This window comes from Paenarthrobacter sp. YIM B13468, assembly GCF_042788025.1.
Classification (GTDB): Bacteria; Actinomycetota; Actinomycetes; order Actinomycetales; family Micrococcaceae; genus Arthrobacter; species Arthrobacter aromaticivorans.
Genome location: NZ_JBHZPI010000015.1, coordinates 34221 through 59781 on the forward strand (window position 1 = coordinate 34221; position 25561 = coordinate 59781).

Here is a 25561-nt window from a genome sequence, read left to right on the forward strand (position 1 = left end):
TGGGTAGAGCGAACAAGACCGGGCCTCCCAAGGCGCAGGGGTTATCCGAACGTGAAGGAGTACGCCTGGATGCCCTGGGGGATCTTGACCTCGAGTTTGCCCTCGCGGATTCCGGGGTCGTCCACGATCTGATAAAGCGTCGGCGTCCCTGAGACCGCTACGGACGTGGTCTTGGCATCGCGGACAACTTCGATCATGCCTTCACCACTGACCACGATGTACACCTGCTTGGCGTGGTAGTTCAGGGCAACGGAAGAGCCAGCGCCGGCAGGGGTTATGGATTGGGTTCCGAGATCCCACGAACCCTTCAAGGAAAAGCTGTCAGCGGGCTGATTCGCTGGCGTTGAATATAGGCCAACCCCTGCTTTATAGGGTTCCTCGCCCGCATAGTTGACCTTCTTGGTGGTGCCCAAGTACGTCTCCGGAGTGGTGGCACCTGCTACCGGGCCGTCGTCGGACGCTTCAATGGGTGCCGGCAGCGCCGCTGAAGGGTTGGCCTCTTGCAGGAGTTTGCGGATCAGTTTCTCCGTGGTCTGGTAACCGCCCTCGCCGAACTTGATGTGCCGAACTGTTCCCTCGGAATCGATCAAGTAGTGGGCCGGCCAGTAGCGGTTCCGGTAGTTGGTCCAGGTGGAGAGGTTGTTGTCGATGGCCACGGGGTAGGTGATGCCTATGTCCTGCGCACCGGACATGACGTTGGGGATCTCCTTCTCGAAGGCGTACTCGGGGGAGTGGACGCCGATGATTTCCAAGCCGGAATCCTTGTACTTGCTGTACCAATCGGTGAGGTGCGGAACGGTGCGCTGGCAGTTGATGCAGGAGTAGGCCCAGAAATCCACCAGAACCACCTTGCCGTTGAGGTCCTTCAAGTTCACGGCCTGGCCGCCAGGGGTGTTGAACCATTCCTGGATGCCCTTGATGTCCGGGGCGGTGCCGCACGATTCAAGCTCGGTGGCACCGTTGCTGCACTTGTCCAGATCACGGTTCTGCTCGTTCACCAGGCCGCCCAGGTCCAGTGCCTTCTTCACAGCCTCGTTGTCCTGGACCTGTTCCTGGAGTGTGGAGGTGTAGTCGGGCACGAGTTTCTGTAGCAGCTGGGGAAGGTTGAACACCAACCCGATTGCCAGGGCGATCATCATGACGCCACCGGCAATACGGATCTTGCGCTGGTTCTTGCGGAACGCCTTGACCCGCTCTGCGACGCGGCGCCCAGCCAACGCGAACACCAGCAGCGGAACGGCCGCACCCACGGCAAACGTCAACGTGAGGACTATGGTTTCCGGGCCCACCTGTCCGGTGGCACCGGCCACGGCAATGGCGGCAAGCACTGGTCCTGCACAGGGGACATAGACGACGCCGAGCGCCAGTCCCAGCACCAGCCCGCCATTTTCGGTGCCTACCTTTCGCTGCGGGATCCACGAGAACGGCTTCTCCAGGATGTGCTGGAAACGATCGAAAATCAGGCCGCAACCAATCAGCACCAGCACCACCAGCCCGATCCATCGAAGCAGGTCCTGCGGCAGGTTCACCAAGGTCAGCAGGAACGAGCCAACCAACGTGAATGTGCTGAAGCTGATCACCAGGCCCAGGATCACCAGGTAGGGGCGCAACCCTGCCCGCCGACGCTGGCGGGATTGGGCCTTAAGCTCGACGGCGGTCCGCGGCACCTCTGTTGCCGCGGAACTGCTCACAGGGCCTTTCCGCGCACCCTGTACGCCTCCGGAAAGAAAGATGACGGGCAGGACGGGCAGGATGCAGGGCGAGATGCCTGTAATCAACCCGCCGAGCAGCCCGATTAGTGCTAATTGCAGCATTGCGTCTCCCAACGTTCGCCGGACCGGCCATGAAGGGTGCCGGCTCCGGATATCTGTAGGCAGTTCGGAGCCGAAGCCGCGATGGCTTGGTTTAAAAACTTTTTCAATCCGTACCCATCCACGCCGCTGCGACCTCCGAATAGCTGGTGAGGCACAAACCGCCGGCGACGCAGATGCAGCGCCGGGGAGCCAGTGCCCACACCCAATGGACCCAACGCCCTGGTTCCACGAACAAGGAGAATGACATGCTGTCCACAAAGCGCCCCGCCCTCGCCTTCGTTGGCCTCACTGCAGCCGCCCTTCTCGGACTCACCGCTTGTGGTGGTTCAAGCAGTTCCAGCACACCTTCGTCGTCGTCAGCCGCCCCGGAGATGACGTCCGCGGCACCGTCGCCGTCGGCTTCAGCCATGACCAGCGCCGCCATGGATCCCGCCCGTGATCTTGTTGGCCCGGGCTGTGCCGGTTATGCCGCGCAGGTTCCGGATGGTGCCGGTTCGGTAGTGGGAATGGCCCAGGACCCGGTTGCCGTTGCCGCTTCGAACAACCCGCTCCTCAAGACTTTGACTGCCGCTGTTTCAGGCAAGCTCAACCCGAAAGTGGACTTGGTCTCCACCCTCAATGGCAGCGAATTCACAGTCTTTGCACCTGTTGATGATGCTTTCGCGAAGATTGACCCCGCAACCATTGAGACGCTGAAGACGGACGATGCCCTGCTGAGCAAGATCCTCACTTACCACGTAGTCCCCGGCCAGCTGAGCCCTGACCAGATCGTCGGAACGCACAAGACGGTCCAGGGTGGCGAAGTGACCGTTGGCGGCAGCAAAGATGCACTCACAGTTGACGGCGCCAACGTGATTTGCGGTGGTGTCCACACGGCCAACGCAACGGTTTACCTCATCGACTCCGTGCTGATGCCCAAGTAAGGTTGCCCGTCCGCGAACAAAAAAGTCCGCAAACAAAAAAGCAGGCGCCGAGATCCGGCGCCTGCTTTTTTGTTGGAAATGAAGGGTTATCGCTGGCCTAGGTCGCTATCAACGTAGGAGCCCTGGACCGTGGCGGTGGTTCCGCAAGTGCAACCACCGTCAACCTGGAGCTTGACCGTTACGGGCTTCGTGGCATCCAAGGTGAAGCTCACGGTGTCCCCGGAATCGGTGGAGACACGGAGAATGCTTTCTTGTTCATGGGTTTGCGTCATTGCGGGACACCTTACTTGTCGGTTGGCTGGGGGCGGGGAGACTGAACGGTGGGGACGGTTCCGGTCGGAGTTCCGCCGGGACAGTCGGAATCCGGGCAGTCCTCCGCACACTCGTGCCTGGTCACCAGGTCGAATTGAACGCCCCGATGTTGTTCCACGCCCGTACGAATCGCGCGTTCAACAACGGATGTCGCCAAGCGCCTACGCAGTGACAGAGGATCACGGCGCAGGTCCTTCGTGAGGGCGAAACAGAGCAGCAGCATGACGAGGACGAACGGCAACGCGGCAACGATGGTGACTCTTTGGAGTCCGGCCAAGGCCTCGGATGGCTCGTCGCCGCCGGCTAGAAGCATAACGGCGGCGACTGCACCGGTGAGGCTTCCCCAGAAGATGACGACTGCACGGCGGGGGTGTTCCGCTCCATTGGAGCTGAGCGAGCCCATGACAATGGACGCAGCATCGGCGCCGGTGATGAAGAAGATCGCCACCAGAACCATGGCAAGTACGATCACCGCGGCCGTGAGCCAGCCAGGCATACCAAGGTTCTTGACGAGGTCAAAGAGCGCACCGTCGAAATTGACGGACGGTACACCGTTGGTCATGGTTACCAAGCCTGCCGTGCCGGCTTTGTCCGCTTCCTGCTGCACGTGGAAGGCAGCTCCGCCGAAGATGCCGAACCAGATCACACTGACCACGCTGGGTACCAGCAACACGCCGGTGACGAATTGGCGGATGGTGCGGCCTCGGCTGATGCGTGCGATGAAAAGACCGACGAAGGGCGTCCAGGAGATCCACCAGGCCCAGTAGAAGATGGTCCAGCTGGTCATCCAGCTGCGCAACGCTTCGTCGCCCACCGCTTCGGTCCGGGACGACATCTCTGCCAGGTCCCTTGCGTAGTCACCGATCGCGGAAGGGATCAGGTTGAGGATGAACAGGGTGGGCCCGGCAACGAACACGATGAGGGCAAGGACGACTGCCAGGACCATGTTGATGTTGGAAAGCCACTGAATGCCGCGGCTGATGCCGGAGACAGCTGAGGCGACGAAGCAGAAGGTCAGGACGGCCACGATCACCACGAGTACCGGGGTGCCGATTTCGCCTACCCAGCCGTTGGAGGTCATGCCGCTGCCGATCTGCAGGGCACCAAGGCCCAGGGAGGCGGCCGTTCCGAAGAGGGTGGCAAAGATGGCCAGGATGTTGATGAATTTCCCGATCGGACCTTCAACCATCCTTATCCCGAACAGGGACGTGAACGCGGTGGAGATCAGTTGCCTGCGGCCCAAACGGTAGGTGCCGTAGGCCATTGCAATGCCCACCACTGCGTACATGGCCCATGGGTGCAGGGTCCAGTGGAAGATCGAGGTGGCCATGGCCGTCTGGATGGCGGCAGGAGTGCGGCCGTCCACGGTGCCTGGCGGCGGTGAGATGTAGTGGTAGAGCGGTTCAGCCACGCCGTAGAACATGAGCCCGATGCCCATGCCGGCGGCGAACATCATCGCTACCCAGGAGACGGTCCGGAATTCAGGCTTCTCGCCGTCCTTGCCCAGAGGGATGTTGCCGAATTTGCCCAGGGCGAGCCAGAGGACGAAGACGACGAACAAGGAGGCAAGAACCATGAAGAGCCAGCCGGTGTATTCCATGACCCAGTTCAGGGCGCCTTTGGAAGTTTCGGAAAGGCTGTCCCGGCCGACGAAACCCCAGACCACGAAGGCGACGGCGATGGCGCCCGTGATACCGAAGGTGACTTTGTCGAGCGTAAGTTTGCGGTTCCGGCGAGCCGAAACGGCTTGCTCGGTCTTGGCGTTGCGGAGTTCTTCCAGGATCTGTTCGTATTCTTCAACATCCGGCAGAACTTCCGGCCCTCCGTCCTCATCGTCGAGGACTGCGGGGTTGGTTTCGTCCGGGGAGACGCTGATGACGTCCCCAGAGTTCTCCAGGCGGTTCGTTTTAGGTGATGAAGGAGTGTCAGCCAGGCTATCGTTGGCGGGCACTTCCTCGGGTGTTAGGGGCTTTAAATCACTATTTATAGCCATGAGCGGGTCCTTTGCTCGGCGAGTCATGGGCTTGGGTTTATACATGGCCCTGGAGGGCAGGGTTGGAGGGAAGGATGGGGGCTTCCTCCGATTCGAGGATCATGATGTTGCGATTGTTGGAGCAGTATCGGGCCGTAGCGCTTCCCCGGGAGCGAGCTCACTGGTGGGGCAAGCGTTACGCATGTTGCACCTCTTTTGTTGGGGAACGGGGTTCGGGTCTATTAGGCAGAATCGCCTTCTGACGTTTCGCAAGGATCAACAGTTCTCGCGCTATGCAACAGAGTGCGCCCCGTCACAGGCCAATGTCAAGGAATTTCTTTTCCATTTCCGACGCCTTGACACCCATGCACCTTGTTGCACATCGTGGTTACTGTTGCGTAACAAGCGACAAACAAGGCGAAAAATGGCCATGCTGACGACGGCAGTTAGCTGTACTCACAGGCGTGGATTACGCCAACGGACCGCGCGGATCGCGCCGCCGGGAAGGACTGGATTGGACGGGGCAGCGCCTAGCGGCGTCGGTAGCCCATCTTGGCACTGATGGTGAAGCCGGCCTCACGGAGGGCGTCTATGAGCCCTGGATGCTCCTCCGGGGCAAAGCGGAAGGCAGGGCCCGAGATACTCACCGCAGCGATGACAATGCCCATGTGGTTAAAAATTGGCACAGCTACCGCCGTCAGGCCGATCTCGAACTCTTCATGGACTATTGCGTAGCCGTTCCGCGCGACGTCGAGCAATTGCTTCTCCAGCTCCGCGCGGTTGGTGATGGTGCGGGGCGTGCGGGCAGGAAGTCCGACTGTCTTGAGGACCTGGCTCCGCTCATCGGCCGTCAGTGCGGCCAAGAGCACTTTGCCGCTGGACGTGGCATGCAGGGGCGTCAGGCTCCCCACCCAGTCGTAGGTGGCAAGCGTTGAGGGGCCCATGGCCTGATCCACGTTGACTGCGTAGTTGGATCGGAGCACCGCAAGGTTGACCGTTTCCTTGTACTCACCCGCGAGTGCTTCCAGTACTTCCCTGGCCTCGTGCACGACGCTCAGCCTGCCGGGGATGGAGGTTGCCAGCCGAAGGATTCCGAAGCCCAGCTGGTACTTGCCCCGCTCACTGTTCTGCCGGACAAGCTCGCGGTTAACCAGCGAACCCACAAGCCGGGACACTGTGGATTTATGGACGCCCATCTCGTCAGCGATTTCACTGACGCCGGCGTCCCCTTCGCGTGCAAGGATTTCCAGGATTTGCAGCGCGCGGTCCACTGATTGGACGCCGCCGCCTTGGGCGTCTGCGTCCTTCTCGATGTCCGGATTGTTGCGTGGGGCCATGATGCCTCGTGTCGTTGTCCCAAGCAGGCGGTCGGGACTGTAAAGCCCAGCCTGCTCCTCGTCTTTCCTCATCCTAGTCCGACACGGACACGGGCCCTGAAACGCGGGGGGAGTTTGGGCACAGTAAATGCTCCCTATCGGGCATCAACAGGGCTTTAGCTGCACGCAAACCGGCAGAAATGGCGGGTCAGAGCCCGGCGAAGACCTCCTCACGTGCTGCTTTGCGGGGGCGGACCAATCTGTCGCGGCCGGCGTAGACGTTGAGGCTGTGGCCGCGGCTGAAGCCAACCAGGGTCACACCGGTCTCAGTGGCGAGGTCCGCGGCAAGGCTGGAGGGCGCGCTCACGGCGGACAGGACGGGGATGCCGGCCAGGGCGGCCTTTTGGACCAGTTCGAACGACGCCCGTCCCGAGACCTGCAGGACCAGACCTTTCAGGGGCAGCAGATCCTGGCGCAATGCCCAACCCACCACCTTGTCCACGGCGTTGTGGCGGCCCACATCCTCCCGCAAACAGAGGAGTTCGGGGGTGGTTCCGTCCACCCTGAAGAGACCGGCGGCGTGGACGCCACCGGTCCTGTCGAACACCGCCTGGGCTTCCCGGAGGCGTTCGGGCAGTTCGGCCAGGATGTCAACGGGAACCCGAAGCCCGTCCTGGGCAGGATCGAAGTGGAGGGTCTTGCGGACGGCCTCGATGGAGTCCGTTCCACAGATGCCGCACGAGCTGGAGGTGTAGACGTGGCGCATGGTGTCCGGCATTTGTACGTCGGAGCGAAGCTGCGCCTCCACCACATTGAACGTCTGCGTCCCGTCCTTCTCGCCGGAACAAAAACGCAGGGAGACCAGCTCGGATTGGCTGCGGATGATGCCCTCGGACACCAGGAACCCGGCTACCAGGTCAAAGTCGTCTCCCGGAGTCCTCATGGTTACCGCGAATGAGCGGCCGCCGATCCTGATTTCCAGGGGCTCCTCTGCAGCCAGGACGTCTTCCTTGAACCGCACCGGATATTCGGTACCTGTCCCGTCGAGATGGAAGCGGTGGATCTTCCGGCGCTGTGTCATCCGTGCCATGGGGCGTACCTTCCTGCCGGGTTGGGGAAATCGATGGTTGCTTGCGCCTGCGACCAGGCGCTTGTCCAGGTTCTTGACCAGGCGCTTGTCCAGGGCAGCGGCATGACGGGGACGGGTTTCCCTGCTTCCACTCCGCCAGGGGGAACGGCCATGAAGCCGTCGGCCCAAGCCAAGCCACGCATCATGCCGGGGCCTGTATGCGAAGCAGGAAAAGCGAGGCCGTGGACAAAGGTGCAGGGAATGAGTTGTGTCCGGCCCGGGCTCGGATCTACGTCCGCCCCGGACGTGAGGTGGCCAGCTGTCCGGAAAGGCTGATTTTGGAGGGCAGCCAACAGTGGTTCGCCGATTGTCATGAGGGCCATCATGGCGGCCAGGGGGTTGCCTGGAAGGCCGATGATGAAGCGGCCGTCCGGAAGCCCAGCCAATACGGCAGGATGACCGGGGCGCATAGCGACGCCGTCGAGCAGCAGGTGCCCACCGAGCGCGGCCACTGCAGCGCGGAAGTGGTCAGTTCCGGATTTGCCGGTGCCGCCGGTGGTAATCGTGACATCGGGGCGTTCGGCTCCGGGCGGGCCGCCAAGTGCGGACAGCCACTCTTCATACGAGTCGCCGATCCGTTGCTGGCTGCCTGGAATCCCGCCAAGCTGGGAGATCACTGCGCCGAGTTGCGGGCCGAAGGTGTCGCGCACCTGCCCCGCTGTCGGCTGACCCGAGGTCACCACCTCGGAACCGGTAAGTACGACGGCGACCCGAGGCTTGCGTTGTACCTGCAGTTCGTCGTGGCCTGCTACGGCAGCGAGGGCAATGTGGGCAGGATTGAGGAGTGTGCCGGCGGGTACGAGGACGTCGCCGGCCCGGGCTTCTTCACCGGCTGGCCGTATATGCCGGCCGGGTAGCGTCTCGCCGGGTTTCGCGTCGGGTTTCAGTGAGAGCTGCAGCCCATATCCGGCGTCGAGGACCTGTCCGCTCTCTTTGCGAAGTACCGCTCCGGCACCTTCTGGAACCAGGCCACCGGTGGCAATGACGCTGGCTTGCCCCGGTGATAGCGGCAGCCCCGGCGTCGTGATCTCCCACGGTCCTCCGCCATGAATGGCCCAGCCATCCATGGCAGAGGACGCGTAGTGCGGAAGGTTCTGATACGCCGTCACATCAGTGGTGAGCACGTATCCGATCGCGTCCGCCAGTGGCACTGACGCTGAGGCGAGCGGGATAGCGCAATCGAAGGCCAGTTGCCGGGCTTCAGACCACGTTGGGGCAGGCATCCGCTCGCACGGCACATGGGATGTTGGCGAAGTGCCGCAGACGATTTCCTGCGCGAGCATGGATGCCCCCCTTCCTGGTGTTTTTGCCTGTTAGGCCTTCACGTAGCCGTTCGGGTTCAGTACGAACTTTGTTGCCGCTCCGGCGTCGAACTCTGCGTAGCCGCGGGGAGCGTCCTCGAGGGGGATGGCTTGGGCATTGACTGCCTTGGCGATCTGGACCTTGTCGTGGAGGATGGCCATCATCAATTGGCGGTTGTACTTCATCACCGGGCACTGGCCTGTGGTGAAGGACAGGGACTTTGCCCAGCCGGTGCCCAGCGAGAGCGAGAGGGAGCCGTGCTTGGCTGCTTCATCGATTCCACCCGGATCGCCCGTGACGTAGAGGCCGGGGATACCCAGGGAGCCGCCGGCGGCGGTGATGTCCATAAGGGAGTTCAGCACGGTGGCTGGAGCCTCGTGCGAGGCGTCCCTTCCGTGTCCGCGGGCTTCGAAACCAACGGCGTCCACGCCGCAATCCACTTCCGGCACCCCGAGGATCTGCGCGATCTGCTCCTTCGGGTCGCCGTTGGAGACGTTGACGGTTTCACAGCCGAACGAACGCGCCTGTGCCAGCCGGTCTTCGTTCATGTCGCCCACAATCACGACGGCGGCGCCAAGCAACTGGGCGCCGACTGCGGCAGCCAGACCCACGGGGCCGGCACCAGCGACGTACACCGTGGAGCCTACGCCCACTCCGGCCGTAACGGCGCCGTGGAAGCCAGTGGGGAAGATGTCCGAGAGCATGGTCAGGTCCATGATCTTTTCCAGGGCCTGGTCGCGGTCCGGGAAGCGGAGCAGGTTCCAGTCGGCGTAGGGGACCAGTACGTACTCGGCCTGTCCGCCTACCCAGCCGCCCATGTCCACATACCCGTAAGCGCTGCCCGGGCGGTCAGGGTTGACGTTGAGGCAGATACCGGTTTTTTGCTCTTTGCAGTTCCGGCAGCGGCCACAGGAAATGTTGAACGGCACCGAGACGATGTCGCCCACCTTGATGAACTCGACGTCGGGACCCACCTCCACCACTTCACCGGTGATTTCGTGGCCGAGCACCAGGTTCTGTGGGGCTGTGGTGCGGCCACGGACCATGTGCTGGTCCGAACCGCAGATGTTGGTTGTCACAGTGCGGAGGATCGCGCCATGCGGTACCTTCCGGCCGACGTTGGCCGGGTTTACGCCCGGTCCGTCCTTGAGTTCGAACGTCGGGTAGTCGGTGTTGATGATTTCGACGACACCGGGTTCCTTGTAGGCGACTGCTCGGTTTCCAGACATGGACACTCCTTGGACATGTGGTGATACGGAAAATGAATGCTGCCCAATTGCCCGAGAGCGGTGCTTCGATGAGGAAATACCTCCCCAGGTTTCAGGCCACCGAAGCACCATTCACGGACAATTGGACAGTTTTTCTTTGCTTACGGCCGGGCCGCGCCCTGAAGCTCTACTGCTGCTCCTGCGGACGCCACGGTGTGGTCGTTCTCCACCGTGCTGCCACTGACGCCGATCGCCCCGATTACGGTGCCGTCCTCCCCTCGCAGGGGGATGCCACCCGGGAACGTAATGAGTCCGCCATTGGAAACCTCGATGTTGTACAAGGGTCCCCCCGGCTGCGAAAGCTCGCCGATTGCGCCCGTGGGCATGTCGAAGTAGCGGGCTGTGCGTGCTTTCTTGATGGAGATATCGATGCTGCCGAGCCAAGCCCCGTCCATGCGGGTGAAGGCCTTGAGGTTGCCTCCGGCGTCCACCACGGCGATGTTCATTGCTGTCTCGGTTCCGCGTGCGGCGTCGCGGGCCGCGGCTAATACGGCATCTGCTTGGACTTGGGTGATATCAGACATTGTTTCTCCATTGATAGATGTCTTCATGAGGGCAAATTGCTCTTGGTGGGCGCGGGCTTTAGGCGCCAGGTCTCCTAATATCTTTGACTCGATAGGAAAGATATATCAGTCACATACTATGGCATGTATCACACCGTGTCCAGACTCTTTCAAGCCCGTTCGAGTCGCACGATGACGGATTTGGACGTCGGCGTTCCACTGGTATCCGCAACCGAGTCCAGCGGTACAAGGACGTTGGTCTCCGGGTAGTAGGCAGCGGCGCACCCCTTGGGAGTGGAGTACGAAACGATGCGGAAGTCTTCTGCTTTGCGCTCAACTCCTTGGAATTCTGAAATCAGGTGGACCATCTCACCATCAGCAAAGCCCAGCTCGGCGATATCGGACTCGTTAATGAGGACCACCCTCCGCCCGCCGTGGATGCCGCGGTAGCGATCGTCCTTGCCGTAGATGGTGGTGTTGTACTGGTCGTGCGACCGCAGCGTTTGGAGCACCAGCCGGCCAGGCGGGACCTTGATGTATTCAAGCTCGTTGCCTGTGAAGTGTGCTTTGCCTGACGCGGTATCGAACTTCCTGGCATCGCGCGGCGGGTGCGGCAACACGAAGCCGCCCGGGTGCTGGATCCGCTCTTCGAAGTTCTCGAAGCCATCGAAGACCGCCTCGATGTGTTTGCGGATCAGCGAGTAGTCATCACGCATCGACAGCCACGCGGCCTTGGGGGCGTTGGGCAGGCGCACGGTACCGTCGGTGAAGAGCCGGTGGGCAAGATTGCAGACAATGGCAACTTCCGAGTGGAGGTGCTCGCTGGCGGGCTTGAGGCGTCCCCGGGATGCGTGGACCGCGCTCATGGAGTCTTCCACCGTGACCCTCTGGTCACCGGTCCGCTGGGTGTCCTTCTCCGTGCGTCCGAGTGTTGGGAGAATCAAAGCCCGACGACCCGTGGATAGATGCGAGTGGTTCAACTTTGTGGAGATCTGGACGCTCAACCCGGTGTTGGCGAGCGCTTGTTCCGTAACCTCCGAGTCAGGGGCGGCACGAACAAAGTTTCCACCCATCCCCATGAAGAAGCGGACTTTTCCGTCCCTCATTGCGCGGATGGCGGCAACAGTGTCATAGCCGTGCTCCCGTGGTGACAGGAACGCGAACTCGTTGTCCAGCCGGTCATGGAATTTCTCCGGCATCTTCTCGAAGATGCCCATGGTGCGGTCGCCCTGGACGTTCGAGTGGCCGCGGACCGGGCAAACTCCAGCGCCGGGCTTGCCGATGTTTCCCTGAAGCAGCAGGACGTTTACGACGTCACGGAGCGTGGGTACCGAGTGTTTGTGCTGGGTCAGTCCCATGGCCCAGCACACGATGGTGGCGTTCGAGGCCAGGAGCCGTTCGCCTGTGGCGTGGATCTGCTCCAGGGTGAGACCTGTTGCTTCCACGATGTCGTCCCACTCCACCTTCTCCAGGAAACGCAGGTATTCGTCGATGCCCACGGTGTGGTCCTCGATGAACTTGTGGTCAAGGACGGTTTCCAGGCCCGGAGTCTTGCGACCGGCGGCTTCGGCCTCCAGGAGGTACTTACCCAGGCCCTGGAAGAGGGCTTGATCGCCGCCGGCACGGATCTGCAGGAAGTCATCCGTCAGCTGGGTTCCCACCACCATGCCTGCTACGTGCTGCGGGTTTTCAAAGTGCAGGAGTCCGGCTTCGGGAAGTGGATTGACGGACACGATGATCGCGCCATTCTTCTTGGCTTTCTCCAAGGCGCTGAGCATGCGCGGATGGTTGGTACCTGGATTCTGACCGGCTACGAAGATGAGTGACGCCGTCTCCAGGTCGGTCAGGCTTACCGAACCCTTGCCGATGCCGATGGTTTCCACCAGCGCGGAGCCTGAGGACTCGTGGCACATGTTGGAGCAGTCCGGCAGGTTGTTGGTGCCAAGGCCGCGCACCAGGAGCTGGTAGACGAAGGCGGCCTCGTTCGAAGTGCGGCCAGAGGTGTAGAAGACGGCCTGATCGGGATGGTCCATGCCCCGGAGTTCCTCGGCCATGAGGTCATAGGCCTTGTCCCATTCGATGGGCGTGTAGTGGGTGGCGCCTTCATCGAGGAACATGGGGTGGGTCAGCCGGCCCTGCTGGCCCAGCCAGTAGTCATCGCGGGTCTTCAATTCAGCAATGGAGTGCTGGGCAAAGAACTCTGGCGTGACGCGACGCCGGGTAGCTTCCTCGGCGACGGCCTTGGCTCCGTTTTCGCAGAACTCTGCTGCGTTGCGCTTCTCGTGTTCCGGCCATGCGCAGCCCATGCAGTCGAAGCCATCGAGCTGGTTGACTGCCAGCAGCGTTTGCACGCTTCGCACCGGGCCCATTTGCTCCAGCGAGATCTTCAGTGCGTTGGCAACGGCTGGAATGCCGACAGCCTTTGTCTTGGGTTTGGTGACGGTCAGCTTTGACTCGTCGATGTTTTCACGGGGGGCTTTGGAAGCCATGCGATCTTCCCTTCAAATCTCGGTAAGCGGCTGAGGTCGTTGAAGCTGTAGACGTGGATGCCGGCAAACAGCGGATGGCCGTCGAGGGCCTGGTGAACTTCCCGGATCAGGCCGGAGCTGTCATAGCGCATGACATCACCACCGTGCAGGAGTGCCTTGGCCATTCCTGTGCCGCGGGCAAGCTTGAGTGAGCGTCCCACACCCAATCGTGCACCCATGGCCAGCAGCTTCTGCACGGACACGGGCCCGGGAACGCCCACCCACACCGGAAGCCGCGACCCGGCCTGGTGCAGCTCCTGCAGGTATGAGCTGATGGATTCCGTCGAAAAGCACATTTGCGTGACCATGGAGGACGCCAGGGGTGACTTGCCGGCCAAGCCGCTCCGCAACTGTTCTGCGCTCAGTTGTGGGTGGCCTTCCGGATAGCCGGCGATGCCAAGGGAGAATTCTTCCGAGAAAGCCTTGACGTCTTCCATGAGTTGGCCGCTCCAGGAATACGGGCCGGCAGGCGCACCGCGGTCCCCGGCAATGAGGAAAAGCTCCCGGACGCCCTCGTCGCGCAATTGCTGCAGGAACAGGTGCAGCTCTGCCTGGCTGGCGATGCTCCGGGCTGCCAGGTGGGGGACCACGCGGTAGCCCAGCCGGGCAAGCTCAATCGAGGCAGCGACCGTCCTGGCCGGACCGTGATGCGGCAGGCAGGTCACGCTGACCGTCCCCGGCGCCGCGTAGGCGCGAGGCAGTTGCCGGGCAAGGTCAGCGGAGGGACTCACCTCCAGGCGGATCGCCGTTTCCATGGCTAGCCAGCGGTTCCCGAAACCAAGGCTGGCTTCTCCAGAAGCCGTGCTTGTGCCCGGGCCGCTTCAGCGGTGTGGAGGAGCAGCAACGCCGTGGTTACTGAGCCCACCCCGCCGGGCACCGGCGTCAGGGCAGCCGCCACACCGGTGACACTGGCTTCGTCCACGTCTCCCACCAGGGAACCGTCGGGAAGGACGTTCGTACCGACGTCGATCACTACAGACGCCGGCGAAACGTGGCTGCCGGTCAGCAGTCCGGTCCGCCCTGCGGCTACAACCACGACGTCGGCGGGCCGGGTGTAGCGCTCAAGCGCCCCTGACTTGGAGTGGCAGATGGTGACCGTGGCGTCCTTTTCGAGCAGCAGCAGGGACAGCGGCTTTCCCACCACAGCGGAACGCCCGACGACGGCGACGTTCCGTCCCGCGAGCGGAACCTGGGAATGCTCAAGCAGTTCCACCACGGCCTGTGCGGTTGCAGGGGCGAAAGCGGGCTGACCCACAGCCAGGCGGCCAAGGCTGAGCGGGTTGGCGCCGTCAATGTCCTTTTCGGGAGCGATCAGCCCCACGAGTCCGTCTGTTCGAACGCCCGCGGGCAACGGAGTTTGAAGAATAATGCCGTTGACGGTTGGCTCCGCACTGAGGTCTTTCAACACGCTCGCCAGCACCTGTTCCGTGGCATCATGCCCAAGGTCCAGGATCCGGCAGCCTATTCCGGCGCGCTCCGCGGCGCGCTCAATGGACCGGACGTACCAGTGCGTGGACTCGTCGTCGGTTGCCACCACCACGGCCAAGGAAGGGCGCTGGCCCTCATACTCGAGGAGGCGGGCCTCATCCTGCGCACGCTGCTGGATGAGGGCGGCCAACCCTTTTCCGGAAAGGACTTCAGTACTCACGCGAGGATCCTTTCGCGTACGCGCTTAACGAGGGAATCAGCTGCGAGGACCACCTTTTCTTCAAGGCCGTCCGTCTGTTCTGCCAAGCGTGAGCGGGCGTCGCCATCTTTGATGGCTACTACGTTGATGTCGATGTTGACACGGGCAGTCGTGGCTGCGGCACGTGCAGCATCGGCTGCTGCCGCGACGTCGCTGATGACATTGGGGTTGGCCATGTCAAAGAGTTCCGTGGCGAGTTCCACTACCTCACCGGCCAGCTTGATCAGCTGGGCAGGTGTGTGGGCTGCCTGGACCAGGGCATCCTGGATGCCTGCGGCGCGCATGGCCTTGAGTTCCTCGGTCCCGGACGGGAGTTTGTACGAATCAATAACTCGTTGGAAGGCGTGCTCATCGGCGTCTGCAAGGCGCAGCGCTTCAACAATCAAATGGTCTGCAGCGCTGGTGATGCGGGCGACGGGTTCTGCATGCTGCGCATACTTTTCACCCGTGGTGTACCTGGCGACCATGGCCACCAAGGCTGCGCCCTGGGCAGCGTGAAGGGCGGCGGCGGCTCCTCCGCCGGGGGTGGGCTGCCGCGAAGCGAGCCTGGCAAGGTAGTCGTTGATGGTTTCTGAACTGATCATGTGTCTTCCTGGACTGGTTGACGAAGTAAGGCCGGGCTGAAGTGGAACGGGGTAAGACAGCGGCCCGGACACCGTTGCGAGGGGATGAGTCCGGGCCGCTGGCCAACCAAAGCGTCCGTCAGCCTTAGCCGCGGAGCCTGCTCATGGTGGGGTCGTACAGCGGGTCCTGGGTGACTGTCGCCTGGATACGGCGTCCGAAGTATTCGATCTCTACGGAATCACCAATCGAAACAGCGGCAGGAAGGTACGCGTACGCAATTGGCTTTTTCACCGAGTAGCCGTAGGCGGCGCTGGTGACGTAGCCGACCGCTTGGTCCTTGTAGAACACAGGTTCCTTGCCCAGCACCAGGCTGCGGCCGTCGTCGACCGTCAAGCAGCGCAAGCGCCGCGCAGAGCTTTCCTCAGTGCGTCCCTCAAGGGCGGCTTTGCCGACGAAGTTCTCCTTGGCCATCTTTACTGCGAAGCCGAGGCCTGCTTCGAAGGGGTCGTGCTCCGTGGTCATGTCACTGCCCCACGAGCGGTAGCCCTTTTCGAGGCGCAGTGCGCTAAAGGCGGCGCGTCCTGCGGCAATGACGCCGAACGGCTGGCCGGCCTTCCAGAGCGCATCCCACAGGCGCTGGCCGTTGTCCGCGCTGGTGTAAAGCTCCCAGCCCAGTTCACCAACGTAGGAAAGCCGCATGGCGGTAACGGTGACGCCGCCGATGGTGACCTGCTTGGAGCGGAAGTACTTCAGGCCGTCATTAGTGAAGTCGTCGCTGCTGGCGTTGCTCATGAGGTCGCGGGCCAGCGGACCCCACAGGCCGATGCAGCAAGTGCCACCGGTGGTGTCCCGAACCTGGACCCAATCGCCGGCGCTGCCGTTTTCAGTCTGGTGACGGGCAGCGCGCTCAAAGTAGGCGGTGTCAATGTTGCCATTGGCACCCAACTGGAACGTGTCCTCACTCAGCCGGGCCACGGTGATATCGCTTCGGATTCCACCGGCCTCATCCAGGAGCAGCGTGTAGGTGACCGCGCCGGGCTTCTTGGCCAGATCACCCGTGGTCAGTTCCTGCAGCAACTTCAGGGCACCGGGACCGGATACCTCAAGGCGCTTGAGGGGAGTCATGTCATACATGGCAACTGCGGTACGGGTCTTCCACGCCTCGGCTGCGGCGATGGGGGAGCTGAACATCCCGGACCAGGCGTCGCGGGCAGGCGGCTGCCACTCGTCAGGCATTTCCTTCAAAAGTTCAGCGTTGGCCTCGAACCAGTACGGGCGCTCCCATCCGCCACCCTCAAGGAAGTAGCCACCCAACTGCTTGTGCCGGGCATGGAAGGGGCTGACGCGAAGGTTGCGGGGGGAGAGCTTGGGCTGGAGCGGGTGCAGGACATCGTAGATTTCCACGAAGTTCTGCTGCGAAGTTTCGCTGACGTATTCAGGCGTCAGCTGGACTTCTTCGAAGCGGTGGATGTCGCAGTCTCCCAGGTCGATCTGCGACTTGCCGTCAACCAGTACCTCGGCAACGGCGCGGGCGATGCCGGCAGAGTGGGTGACCCACACGGCCTCGGCAACGAAGAAGCCGTCAACTTCCTTGGATTCGCCCACCAGGGAGCCGCCGTCCGGGGTGAAGGAGAAGATGCCGTTGAAGCCGTCTTCGATTTCGCTCTCACGCAGGGCCGGAAGGATCTGCTTGGTGGCTTCCCACGCCGGCAGGAAGTCCTCGAGCGTGAAGTCGAGGCGGGAGGGCATGTTGTGTTCGCTGATGCTGGAGGGCTCGTACTTGCCGAGTTCATCAAGATCCACGGGCATGGGGCGGTGGGCGTAGGAGCCAATACCGTAACGGTCACCGTGCTCGCGGTAGTAGAGGTCCTGATCCTGATGGCGCAGGATCGGCAGCTGGGCGCCGTTGGGAAGTTCGTTCTTGCCCTTCTGGGCGGGAACCGGCGTCGTCTTTACGTATTGGTGAGCCAGCGGCAGGAGCGGTACGGACATGCCGATCAATTCGCCGACCTTGGCGCCCCAGAAGCCGGCGCAGGAGACCACGATGTCCGCGGGGATGACGCCATCGGCGGTCTCGACGCCGGTCACGCGGCGGTTTGACTGCTCGATTCCAGTCACCTCGGTGTTGCCGATGTACTTCACGCCGGCGGCTTCAGTGCGCTTGATGAGCAACTGCACCGCGCGGGCTGCAAGCGCCAGGCCATCTGTGGGAACGTGAAGGCCACCAAGGATGTCTTCCTCGTTGATCAGGGGGTAGAGCTCCTTGCATTCCTCGCGGGAGAGGATCTTGCCGTCGATGCCCCACGACTGTGCGTAGCCGAGCTTGCGCTTCAGGTCAGCCAGGCGGGTCTCCGTAGTGGCGACTTCCAGGCCTCCCACCTGGTTGAAGCAGCTCTGGCCATCTTCGGTGAGGGAGAGCAGCTTTTCCACCGTGTACTTGGCGAACAGGGCCATGGACTTGGAAGGGTTCGTCTGGAAGACCAGGCCCGGTGCGTGGGACGTGGACCCTCCGGGCATGTTCAGCGGCCCCTGATCCAGGACGGTGATGTTGTTCCAACCGCGGGTGACCAGTTCGTCGGCGAGGTTGGTGCCGACAATCCCAGCGCCGATGATGACAATGCGAGGCGTCGATGTCATGAAAGTTTCTCCTGCTGAAGTTCGTGTGTGTGGACGGTGGGAGGGTGGCTTACCGGAAAACCACTGTGCTGGTCTGATCCAGCAGCACGCGGTGTTCGCAGTGCCAGCGGACTGCCCTGGACAGTGCCAGTGCTTCGGCATCCTGGCCCACTGTTGAGAGTGCGTTGGGGCCGTAGCTGTGGTCCACGCGGATGACCTCCTGCTCGATGATCGGGCCCTCGTCGAGGTCCGCGGTCACGTAGTGCGCGGTTGCTCCAACGAGCTTCACGCCACGGTCATAGGCCTGGTGGTAGGGGCGGGCGCCCTTGAATCCAGGCAGGAACGAGTGATGGATATTGATGGCCCGGCCCTCGAGGGAGCGGCACAGGTTATCGGAGAGTACCTGCATGTAGCGGGCGAGCACCACCAGGTCAGCCTTGTATTCATCCACGAGTTCCAAGAGCTTTTGCTCAGCCTCAGCCTTGGTGTCAGGGGTGACCGGGATGTGGATGAAGGGCAGTCCGGCTGCCTCGGCCATGGCGCGGTGGGTCTCGTGGTTGGAAACGACAGCCACGAGGTCTCCGCCCAGGCTGCCGCCACGCCAGCGGAAGATGAGATCGTTAAGGCAGTGTCCAAACTTGGACACCATGACCAGCACGCGCTTCTTGGTCTGGTCATGGAAGCTGAATTTCATGTCGAAGCGGTCAGCTATTGCACTGAACTCTTCCTCAAGCCGGTCCGCCGAGTATTCGGGGGAGCCGGAAAAGGCGGTGCGAAGGTGCAGCGTCTGGCGGATGCCGTCGTCGAACTGCTGGTGTTCGTCAATGTTGAAGCCGCGCTCAAACAGGAAGGTTGTGACCGCCTGCACGATTCCGGCGCGTTCGACGCACGACAATGTGAGTACGAACTTCTGTGCCTGCTCGTCTTTGAGCTCCGCGGGCTGCGGCAGGGTGCTTGTTGGTGAGTCTGTCGCCACGAGGGTCATGTCTCCTCCTTTAGATATATTCTTGGGTCCTGTACTGATATATTAGGATTGAGAAACAGCGTATACTGGTCTCAAGGACAGGTCAATAGGTTTTTCGGGAACTGCGGAAGGGGCTGGCACTGTGGCATTCGGAACTCTGGCAATCGCGGAGGACACGAGTAGGAAATCCTTGGCCGACGTCGCGTATGAGCGCTTGCGCGATCGGCTTTTGATGCTGGAGATCAAGCCCGGGGACCTCCTCAATGATGAACAGCTGGCGAAGGACCTCGGGATCGGGCGCACTCCGGTGCGCGAAGCCTTGAAGCGGTTGGAACTGGACCGCCTCGTGGTCACCTATCCGCGCCGTGGAACATTTGCCACCCGGGTTGAGGTAACGGACTTGGCCTTTATTTCCGAGATCCGCACGCAACTGGAGCCGCTGGCGGCAGCACGCGCGGCGCGGGTGGCTTCTGCAGCTACGAGGGAGCACCTGCGGGACGTCATGAAGGCCGTGGAGGCCTTTGACGTGGCCGGCGCCTCGGTTGTGGAAACCCTGCGCCTGGATGCCAGTGTCCATCAGGGCATCTACGCGGCCGCCGCAAATCCTCATCTCGAGGATGTCCTGATCCGCTATGACAACCTGGCCACGCGAATTTGGTGCATGGTCCTGGATCGACTGCCGGACCTCGAGCATCACGTCCGCGAACACCTGGACCTCCTGCGTGCGGTCATTGATGGTGACGAGGAAAGAGCGGCGGAGTTGGCAAAGGAGCACGTCACGGGCTTTGAGCACGCCGTCCGCACGGCGCTCTTCGCCGCCTAGGAATCTGGCTAGCGTTATGGCGGGATTGACTCCCCGCTTCGGCGATTGCATACTGAACTCTAACTAATATATCACCCGGATATCAGGCGTCTCCTGGCTCATAGCCGGGCGTGCAGTTCCGGGCGCTTGTGATGAAATCGCAGGCTTCAGTCCCTTGGAGTATCACGTGACCTTTAGACCACGCCCTTTCGAACCCATCACGCTCACTGGCTCCGGCCGCGTTAAGCGGGGCATGGCGGAGATGCTCAAGGGCGGCGTCATCATGGACGTCGTCAACGCCGAGCAGGCCCGCATCGCCGAGGACGCCGGTGCCGTCGCCGTGATGGCGCTTGAGCGCGTACCCGCCGATATCCGCGCCCAGGGTGGCGTGTCCCGCATGTCCGATCCGGACATGATCGATCAGATCATCGCCGCCGTGTCCATCCCGGTGATGGCCAAGGCCCGCATCGGCCACTTTGTCGAAGCCCAGGTCCTGCAGGCCTTGGGCGTGGACTACATCGACGAGTCCGAGGTCCTGACCCCGGCCGACTACGTGAACCACATCGACAAGTGGAACTTCACCGTCCCGTTCGTCTGTGGCGCCACCAACCTTGGTGAGGCGCTGCGCCGCATCAACGAAGGCGCGGCGATGATCCGTTCCAAGGGCGAAGCCGGCACCGGTGATGTTTCCAACGCCACCCGGCACATGCGCAAGATCCGCGCGGAGATCGCCAAGCTCGCAGCCCTTCCCGAGGACGAGCTGTATGTTGCGGCCAAGGAGCTGCAGGCCCCGTACGAGCTCGTCAAGGAAGTAGCCGCCACGGGCAAGCTCCCCGTGGTGCTGTTCACCGCTGGTGGCATCGCGACCCCGGCTGACGCTGCGATGATGATGCAGCTCGGCGCTGATGGCGTGTTTGTTGGTTCGGGGATCTTCAAGTCCGGCAACCCTGCAGAGCGCGCTGCCGCCGTCGTGAAGGCCACCGCCTACTATGACGACCCCGATGTCATCGCCAAGGTCTCCCGCGGCCTGGGCGAAGCCATGGTCGGCATCAACGTCGACGAAATCCCGCAGCCCCACCGCCTGGCAGAACGCGGCTGGTGACGTGCGATGTTGGGGGCGAAGCCGGACAGGACAATCACCGGGCGCGGCCTGCGCAAGGACTGGGCACAGTTAACAGGCCATACAGTGGAGGTCTGGCTCTCGGACGACCTTGTCATGACCGGCGTGGTGGAGCAGGCGTCCGACGACGACTCCGTCCTTTGGATCGCAGCTGCCGGTGCATCCACAAGGAGGCTGTTCGATAAGTCAACCGGTTATCAGGTCTGGGTGTGATGATTGTCGTCCTTGCCTGATCCAAACTACTGTCAGTTCTCTGCGACCCGAGAAAGGAACCGATTGTGGTTCATAAAGTAAAAGCTGTCATCGCGAAGGAAAAGAACGCTCCGGTTACTTTGGAGACCATCCTGGTACCGGATCCAGGGCCGGGTGAGGCGCTGGTGGATATCCTCACCTGCGGTGTGTGCCACACGGATCTGCACTACCAGCAGGGCGGCATCTCGGACGATTTCCCGTTCCTTCTCGGCCACGAGGCCACAGGCGTGGTCAGCGCGGTGGGCCCGGATGTCACGGACGTCGCCCCCGGCGATAGGGTCATCCTGAACTGGCGTGCGGTGTGCGGTCAATGTCGTGCCTGTGCCAAGGGCCAGCCGCAGTACTGCTTCAACACCCACAACGCCACGCAGAAGATGACGCTGGAGGATGGCACCGAGCTTTCGCCCGCACTGGGAATTGGCGCCTTCGCCGAGAAGACCCTCGTGGCCGCGGGTCAATGCACCAAGGTAGATGATTCGGTGGATCCTGCTGCAGTAGGTCTGCTGGGATGCGGCGTGATGGCCGGCATCGGTGCGGCCATCAATACCGGTGAGGTCAAGCGCGGCGAGTCCGTGGCCGTCATCGGGTGCGGTGGCGTAGGCATTGCCGCGATCGCCGGTGCCAAGCTGGCCGGTGCGACCACGATCATTGCCGTGGATATCGATGCCAACAAGGTGGACATGGCCAAGTCCCTGGGAGCCACCCACGGAGTGAACTCCAGCATCGAGGATCCCGTAGAAGCTATCCGGGCCCTGACGGGAGGCAACGGCGCAGACCTGGTGATTGACGCCGTCGGACGTCCCGAAACGTACAAGCAGGCTTTCTATGCCCGCGACCTCGCAGGCCGCGTTGTCCTGGTTGGCGTCCCTTCGCCCACCGCCACACTGGAGCTGCCGCTGCTGGATGTCTTCGGCCGCGGCGGTTCCTTGAAGTCCTCCTGGTACGGTGACTGCCTGCCTTCCCGCGACTTCCCGATGCTGGTGGAGCACTACAAGCAAGGCAACCTGAACCTGGACGCCTTCGTGACAGAACGCATCACGATCGACCAGGTCGAGGAAGCCTTCGCCCGGATGCAAGAGGGCAAAGTCCTTCGCTCCGTCGTGGAAATCGAGCCGGCGGTGGCGCTCTGATGGCCGTCACCGTACAGAACCGGGTCACCTCCGGAACGTTTTCGCTCGACGGCGGCACGTGGGACGTGGACAACAACGTCTGGATTGTTGGGGATGAGCAGGAATGCGTCATCATCGATGCCCCGCACGATGCCCAGGCAATCATCGAGCAGGTGCAGGGCCGCAAAGTCCTGGCCATCCTGCTGACCCACGCCCACAACGACCATATTGGGGCCGTGCGGGAGGTTGCTGACGCCGTTCAAGCACCCATCTACCTGCATCCCGAGGACCTGGTGTTGTGGGAGCAGGTCTATCCGGCCACCACACCGGACAAGTACCTCAGCGACGGCGACGTTTTCACCGTGGCGGGAGCTGAATTGCGGGCCATCCACACACCGGGCCACTCGCCCGGGTCCACGTGCTTCCTGCTGCAGGAACAGGACACGGTCTTCACCGGAGACACCCTGTTCAACGGTGGTCCGGGAGCAACCGGGCGGTCCTACAGCGATTACCCCACCATCCTGGCATCCATCCGGGAACGGCTGCTGACCCTTCCCGCCCACACGGTGGTGCGCACCGGGCATGGGGACAACACCACCATCGGAGCCGAGCACGAGACGCTGGCCCTTCTAAAGCAGGACTAAGCGGCCGACTACCGGAGTCCCGCACTGTGCGCCAAAGCGATGGCCTCAGTGCGGGACCGGACGTCGAGCTTCCGGAAGAGGTTCCGGATATGAAATTTCACAGTATTTTCGCTGACATTGAGTTCAGCGGCGATGGCCCGGTTACGTTGGCCGGCCGCCAGTAATTGCAGGACTTCCAGTTCCCTTGCCGCAAGGCCCCAAGCCGCCACATCCCCTGCCGGTGCCGAAGGCGGATCCAGCGGCAACACCACCGAAATGTCGGCTCCCCAGCCCTGCATGACGTCCAGGCTCATCCTTCCGTTAACGGCTTGCACTCGTTGGCGCAGGCGTTCGATGTTGGGAGCCTCGGGGGATAGCTCGCCCCTGCCATCGTCACGGACGTTGATGAGCAGGTTCTCGCCATCGCAGTCCCACTGTGCCCGGACACGATGCACGTCAGGTTGCTCGGCGATGGCCAGGACCAGGCCCCGAACCACGGCGCGGGCGGCGTGGGCTACTTCCCCCGGCAATGCCCTGCCGTTCGCAGGCGGTTCGATGAACTGGATATCGATGTTGCTGAAGTGCATCAGCGGCCGGAGGTCCTCGCGAAGCCTTTCGAACGCCGTGCTGACCGGTTCCTCCACAAGATCGCTGGTGCGGTCGTTCAAGGTCCGCAGGCTGATCAGGGCCTTGACGGTCATGTCCGTGACGGCCGTACGGGCTGCGTGGTCGTCCATGGAGTTGGACCTCAACGCCGCGAGCACAGTTTCCAATGTGGTGGAGTGCTGATCCACCAACTCTGCGGTTACGCGGATCCGCTCCGCTGATGCGGCGCGGGATTCCAGAAGGTACGACGGCGGCGCGTCAGAGACCTTCTCCTGGATACGGGCCGCTGTGAGTCGCCAAAGGTAGGAGAGGACACGCTCCGAATCTTCTGACTGCCCTTCCGCAGGATCGGTGAGGACCAGGAGTGCGTTGCTCGGCGCGTAGCCCAAGGCCAGTACCTCCCGCTCTTTCCCTGCGATAACAGCCTTGGCCCGCCACGGGTCCCCGCCTGGAATCGCGGCCCTTACGCGGTCCAGTTCCGGGATGGAAACCCTGCTGACAATGCTTTCCTCGCCCGCCTTCTTTTGTGGCCGGCCTGTGCAGTCCTCGGTAAATATCACCAGGGCACTGCACTTGATGAAGGGTGCAAGGGCAGTACGCAGGCTTTCTGCAATGCGCATCAAGGGCGCCTGCGCGATGTCTGCGATGGCGTCCAGAAGTTGCCACGGAAGGGCCCCGGTATCCGGGCGGCGTTTGCTCTCTGTCAGCTGGGTCATGGATGCAGCCTAAACGAAGTGACGCCACGTTAACTACCCAAAAGGGTGGTATGAACTGCTCGTTTTCGGCGTTCCCCCTACCTGAACTGCCCGGAAGACTTGTCTATAGGCCCGAAAGGCTTGAGCACCTATCCACGAAGGAGTGAATGTGAACGTCACCGCAGAAACAGCAACTGCCACGAGCGCGGACGTAGCCGGCAATGTATCCCTGATCCTCGGCGAAGTCGCTGACACTACCTCCGGCATTGACTACGCTCAATTGGCCCATCTTGCGGACAGGATCAAGGGGGCTGGGCGTGTGTTCCTTGCAGGAGCCGGGCGTAGCGGCCTGGTCCTCAGGATGGCGGCAATGAGGCTGATGCACCTCGGCCTGACCGTCCACGTTGCCGGGGACACCACCACGCCAGCCATCAGTTCCGGAGACCTTCTGGTGGTCGCGTCCGGTTCGGGTACGACGTCCGGTGTGGTCAAAGCTGCCCAAACCGCACTTGAAGCAGGTGCACAGGTTGCTGCCATCACCACCAATGCCTCCTCGCCCTTGGCGGGGCTGGCCGACGCCGTGGTGATTATCCCGGCGGCCCAAAAGACGGACCACGGTTCAAACATTTCGCGCCAGTACTCCGGCAGCCTCTTTGAGCAGGCGCTGTTCCTTGCCACGGAGTCGGTTTTCCAGACCCTTTGGGACGCCGCCGACGAACCCGCCGAACAGCTCTGGCTGCGTCACGCCAACCTCGAGTAAGCCCAACCGCTACCTGCTTGAGACCGCACCAACTCACCAACAACCCACAAAGAAAGTAAGAACAACACTATGAAACTTCAAGTCGCACTGGACCTCCTCACCACCGAGGCAGCCCTGGAACTGGCCGGCAAAGTAGCCGAGCACGTCGACATCATCGAGCTGGGCACGCCGCTGATCAAGGCAGAGGGCCTGTCCGCAGTGACCGCGATCAAGGAAGCACACCCCAGCAAGATCGTCTTCGCCGACATGAAGACCATGGACGCTGGAGAACTCGAAGCCGACATCGCCTTCAAGGCCGGCGCCGACCTCGTCTCAGTGCTCGGAACGGCGGACGACTCCACCATTGCAGGTGCCGTCAAGGCAGCCCAGACGCACAACAAGGGCATCGTTGTTGACCTGATCGGCGTTGCTGACAAGGTCACCCGTGCAAAGGAAGCCCGCGCTCTCGGGGCCAAGTTCATCGAGTTCCACGCTGGCCTGGACGAGCAAGCCCAGCCTGGCTTCGACCTTCGCGGCCTCCTTAACGCTGGCGAACAAGCCCGCGTACCGTTCTCGGTTGCAGGCGGCGTCAACGCCTCCACCATCCAGGCCGTGCAGTTGGCCGGTGCCGACGTAGCCGTGGCCGGTAGCGCCATCTACAGCGCCCTTGATCCGGAACTGGCCGCCAAGGAACTCAAAGCAGCCATCCAGTAAGGC

General features: G+C 62.2%; 23 protein-coding genes. 8 read left to right on the forward strand and 15 right to left on the reverse strand.

Annotation, left to right across the window (positions count from 1 at the left end):
- Window positions 1–41: 41 nt before the first annotated feature.
- Window positions 42–1814: a cytochrome c biogenesis protein DipZ gene (locus ACFX4T_RS15035; RefSeq protein WP_377652548.1), complete on the reverse strand. Its 1773-nt coding sequence runs from the start codon at window positions 1812–1814 to the stop codon at window positions 42–44.
- Window positions 1815–2059: 245 nt separating this feature from the next.
- Here ACFX4T_RS15035 and ACFX4T_RS15040 point away from each other — a divergent pair, with 245 nt between their 5' ends.
- Complete coding sequence (locus ACFX4T_RS15040) at window positions 2060–2737, forward strand: fasciclin domain-containing protein (RefSeq protein WP_377652549.1); 678 nt, start codon at window positions 2060–2062, stop codon at window positions 2735–2737.
- Window positions 2738–2823: 86 nt separating this feature from the next.
- Here the strand turns inward: ACFX4T_RS15040 and ACFX4T_RS15045 are convergent, their stop codons facing one another.
- The 13 genes from ACFX4T_RS15045 to purU form a co-directional block, all read right to left on the reverse strand.
- Window positions 2824–3009, reverse strand: coding sequence for a hypothetical protein (locus tag ACFX4T_RS15045; RefSeq protein WP_216922249.1), 186 nt, complete (start codon window positions 3007–3009; stop codon window positions 2824–2826).
- 11 nt (window positions 3010–3020) lie between these two features.
- Window positions 3021–5042 (reverse strand): BCCT family transporter, encoded by a 2022-nt coding sequence (locus ACFX4T_RS15050; protein ID WP_223947732.1) that lies wholly within the window; start codon window positions 5040–5042, stop codon window positions 3021–3023.
- Window positions 5043–5551: 509 nt separating this feature from the next.
- Window positions 5552–6358: an IclR family transcriptional regulator gene (locus tag ACFX4T_RS15055; RefSeq protein ID WP_377652550.1), complete on the reverse strand. Its 807-nt coding sequence runs from the start codon at window positions 6356–6358 to the stop codon at window positions 5552–5554.
- A gap of 187 nt (window positions 6359–6545) precedes the next feature.
- Window positions 6546–7427, reverse strand: a complete 882-nt coding sequence (gene fdhD, locus ACFX4T_RS15060) for a formate dehydrogenase accessory sulfurtransferase FdhD (RefSeq protein ID WP_377652551.1) — start codon at window positions 7425–7427, stop codon at window positions 6546–6548.
- Window positions 7415–8749, reverse strand: a complete 1335-nt coding sequence (locus ACFX4T_RS15065) for a molybdopterin molybdotransferase MoeA (RefSeq protein WP_377652552.1) — start codon at window positions 8747–8749, stop codon at window positions 7415–7417. The genes fdhD and ACFX4T_RS15065 overlap by 13 nt, the downstream gene beginning before the upstream one ends.
- Window positions 8750–8779: 30 nt before the next feature.
- Window positions 8780–9997 carry a formaldehyde dehydrogenase, glutathione-independent gene (fdhA, locus tag ACFX4T_RS15070; protein WP_216922239.1) on the reverse strand — a complete coding sequence of 406 codons (1218 nt, stop codon included), beginning with the start codon at window positions 9995–9997 and terminating at the stop codon, window positions 8780–8782.
- Window positions 9998–10137: 140 nt separating this feature from the next.
- On the reverse strand, window positions 10138–10560 hold the full coding sequence (locus ACFX4T_RS15075) for a heme-binding protein (RefSeq protein ID WP_223947734.1): 423 nt from the start codon (window positions 10558–10560) through the stop codon (window positions 10138–10140).
- A gap of 149 nt (window positions 10561–10709) precedes the next feature.
- A complete protein-coding gene (locus ACFX4T_RS15080; RefSeq protein ID WP_216922235.1) occupies window positions 10710–13028 on the reverse strand; it encodes an FdhF/YdeP family oxidoreductase in 2319 nt (772 codons plus the stop codon).
- Entirely contained in the window at window positions 12983–13822 is an 840-nt protein-coding gene (locus tag ACFX4T_RS15085) for a methylenetetrahydrofolate reductase (protein WP_377652553.1), read from the reverse strand. The genes ACFX4T_RS15080 and ACFX4T_RS15085 overlap by 46 nt, the downstream gene beginning before the upstream one ends.
- A gap of 2 nt (window positions 13823–13824) precedes the next feature.
- Complete coding sequence (locus ACFX4T_RS15090) at window positions 13825–14715, reverse strand: bifunctional 5,10-methylenetetrahydrofolate dehydrogenase/5,10-methenyltetrahydrofolate cyclohydrolase (RefSeq protein WP_377652554.1); 891 nt, start codon at window positions 14713–14715, stop codon at window positions 13825–13827.
- A complete protein-coding gene (locus ACFX4T_RS15095) occupies window positions 14712–15338 on the reverse strand; it encodes a cyclodeaminase/cyclohydrolase family protein (RefSeq protein WP_377652555.1) in 627 nt (208 codons plus the stop codon). Before ACFX4T_RS15095 ends, ACFX4T_RS15090 begins: the two co-directional genes overlap by 4 nt.
- A gap of 124 nt (window positions 15339–15462) precedes the next feature.
- Window positions 15463–17955 (reverse strand): FAD-dependent oxidoreductase, encoded by a 2493-nt coding sequence (locus ACFX4T_RS15100; RefSeq protein WP_216922227.1) that lies wholly within the window; start codon window positions 17953–17955, stop codon window positions 15463–15465.
- A 49-nt stretch (window positions 17956–18004) separates the two neighbouring features.
- Entirely contained in the window at window positions 18005–18919 is a 915-nt protein-coding gene (gene purU / locus ACFX4T_RS15105) for a formyltetrahydrofolate deformylase (RefSeq protein ID WP_223947737.1), read from the reverse strand.
- Between the two features lie 121 nt (window positions 18920–19040).
- Between purU and ACFX4T_RS15110 the strand changes: the two genes are divergently transcribed.
- The 5 genes from ACFX4T_RS15110 to ACFX4T_RS15130 all read left to right on the forward strand — a co-directional run bounded on the left by ACFX4T_RS15110 (window position 19041) and on the right by ACFX4T_RS15130 (window position 22825).
- A complete protein-coding gene (locus ACFX4T_RS15110; protein WP_377652556.1) occupies window positions 19041–19721 on the forward strand; it encodes a GntR family transcriptional regulator in 681 nt (226 codons plus the stop codon).
- Window positions 19722–19887: 166 nt separating this feature from the next.
- Window positions 19888–20802 carry a pyridoxal 5'-phosphate synthase lyase subunit PdxS gene (gene pdxS / locus ACFX4T_RS15115; protein WP_377652557.1) on the forward strand — a complete coding sequence of 305 codons (915 nt, stop codon included), beginning with the start codon at window positions 19888–19890 and terminating at the stop codon, window positions 20800–20802.
- Between the two features lie 6 nt (window positions 20803–20808).
- Window positions 20809–21033, forward strand: coding sequence for a hypothetical protein (locus ACFX4T_RS15120; RefSeq protein WP_216922220.1), 225 nt, complete (start codon window positions 20809–20811; stop codon window positions 21031–21033).
- 65 nt (window positions 21034–21098) lie between these two features.
- Complete coding sequence (locus ACFX4T_RS15125; RefSeq protein WP_216922217.1) at window positions 21099–22202, forward strand: S-(hydroxymethyl)mycothiol dehydrogenase; 1104 nt, start codon at window positions 21099–21101, stop codon at window positions 22200–22202.
- A complete protein-coding gene (locus ACFX4T_RS15130; protein WP_377652558.1) occupies window positions 22202–22825 on the forward strand; it encodes an MBL fold metallo-hydrolase in 624 nt (207 codons plus the stop codon). Before ACFX4T_RS15125 ends, ACFX4T_RS15130 begins: the two co-directional genes overlap by 1 nt.
- 8 nt (window positions 22826–22833) lie before the next feature.
- On the opposite strand, the gene ACFX4T_RS15135 is transcribed toward ACFX4T_RS15130, so the two are convergent.
- Complete coding sequence (locus ACFX4T_RS15135; RefSeq protein ID WP_216922213.1) at window positions 22834–24126, reverse strand: response regulator transcription factor family protein; 1293 nt, start codon at window positions 24124–24126, stop codon at window positions 22834–22836.
- 148 nt (window positions 24127–24274) lie between these two features.
- Between ACFX4T_RS15135 and hxlB the strand changes: the two genes are divergently transcribed.
- A complete protein-coding gene (hxlB, locus tag ACFX4T_RS15140; RefSeq protein WP_216922211.1) occupies window positions 24275–24865 on the forward strand; it encodes a 6-phospho-3-hexuloisomerase in 591 nt (196 codons plus the stop codon).
- Between the two features lie 69 nt (window positions 24866–24934).
- Window positions 24935–25558 (forward strand): 3-hexulose-6-phosphate synthase, encoded by a 624-nt coding sequence (gene hxlA, locus ACFX4T_RS15145; protein WP_216922209.1) that lies wholly within the window; start codon window positions 24935–24937, stop codon window positions 25556–25558.
- The last annotated feature ends 3 nt before the right edge of the window (window positions 25559–25561 follow it).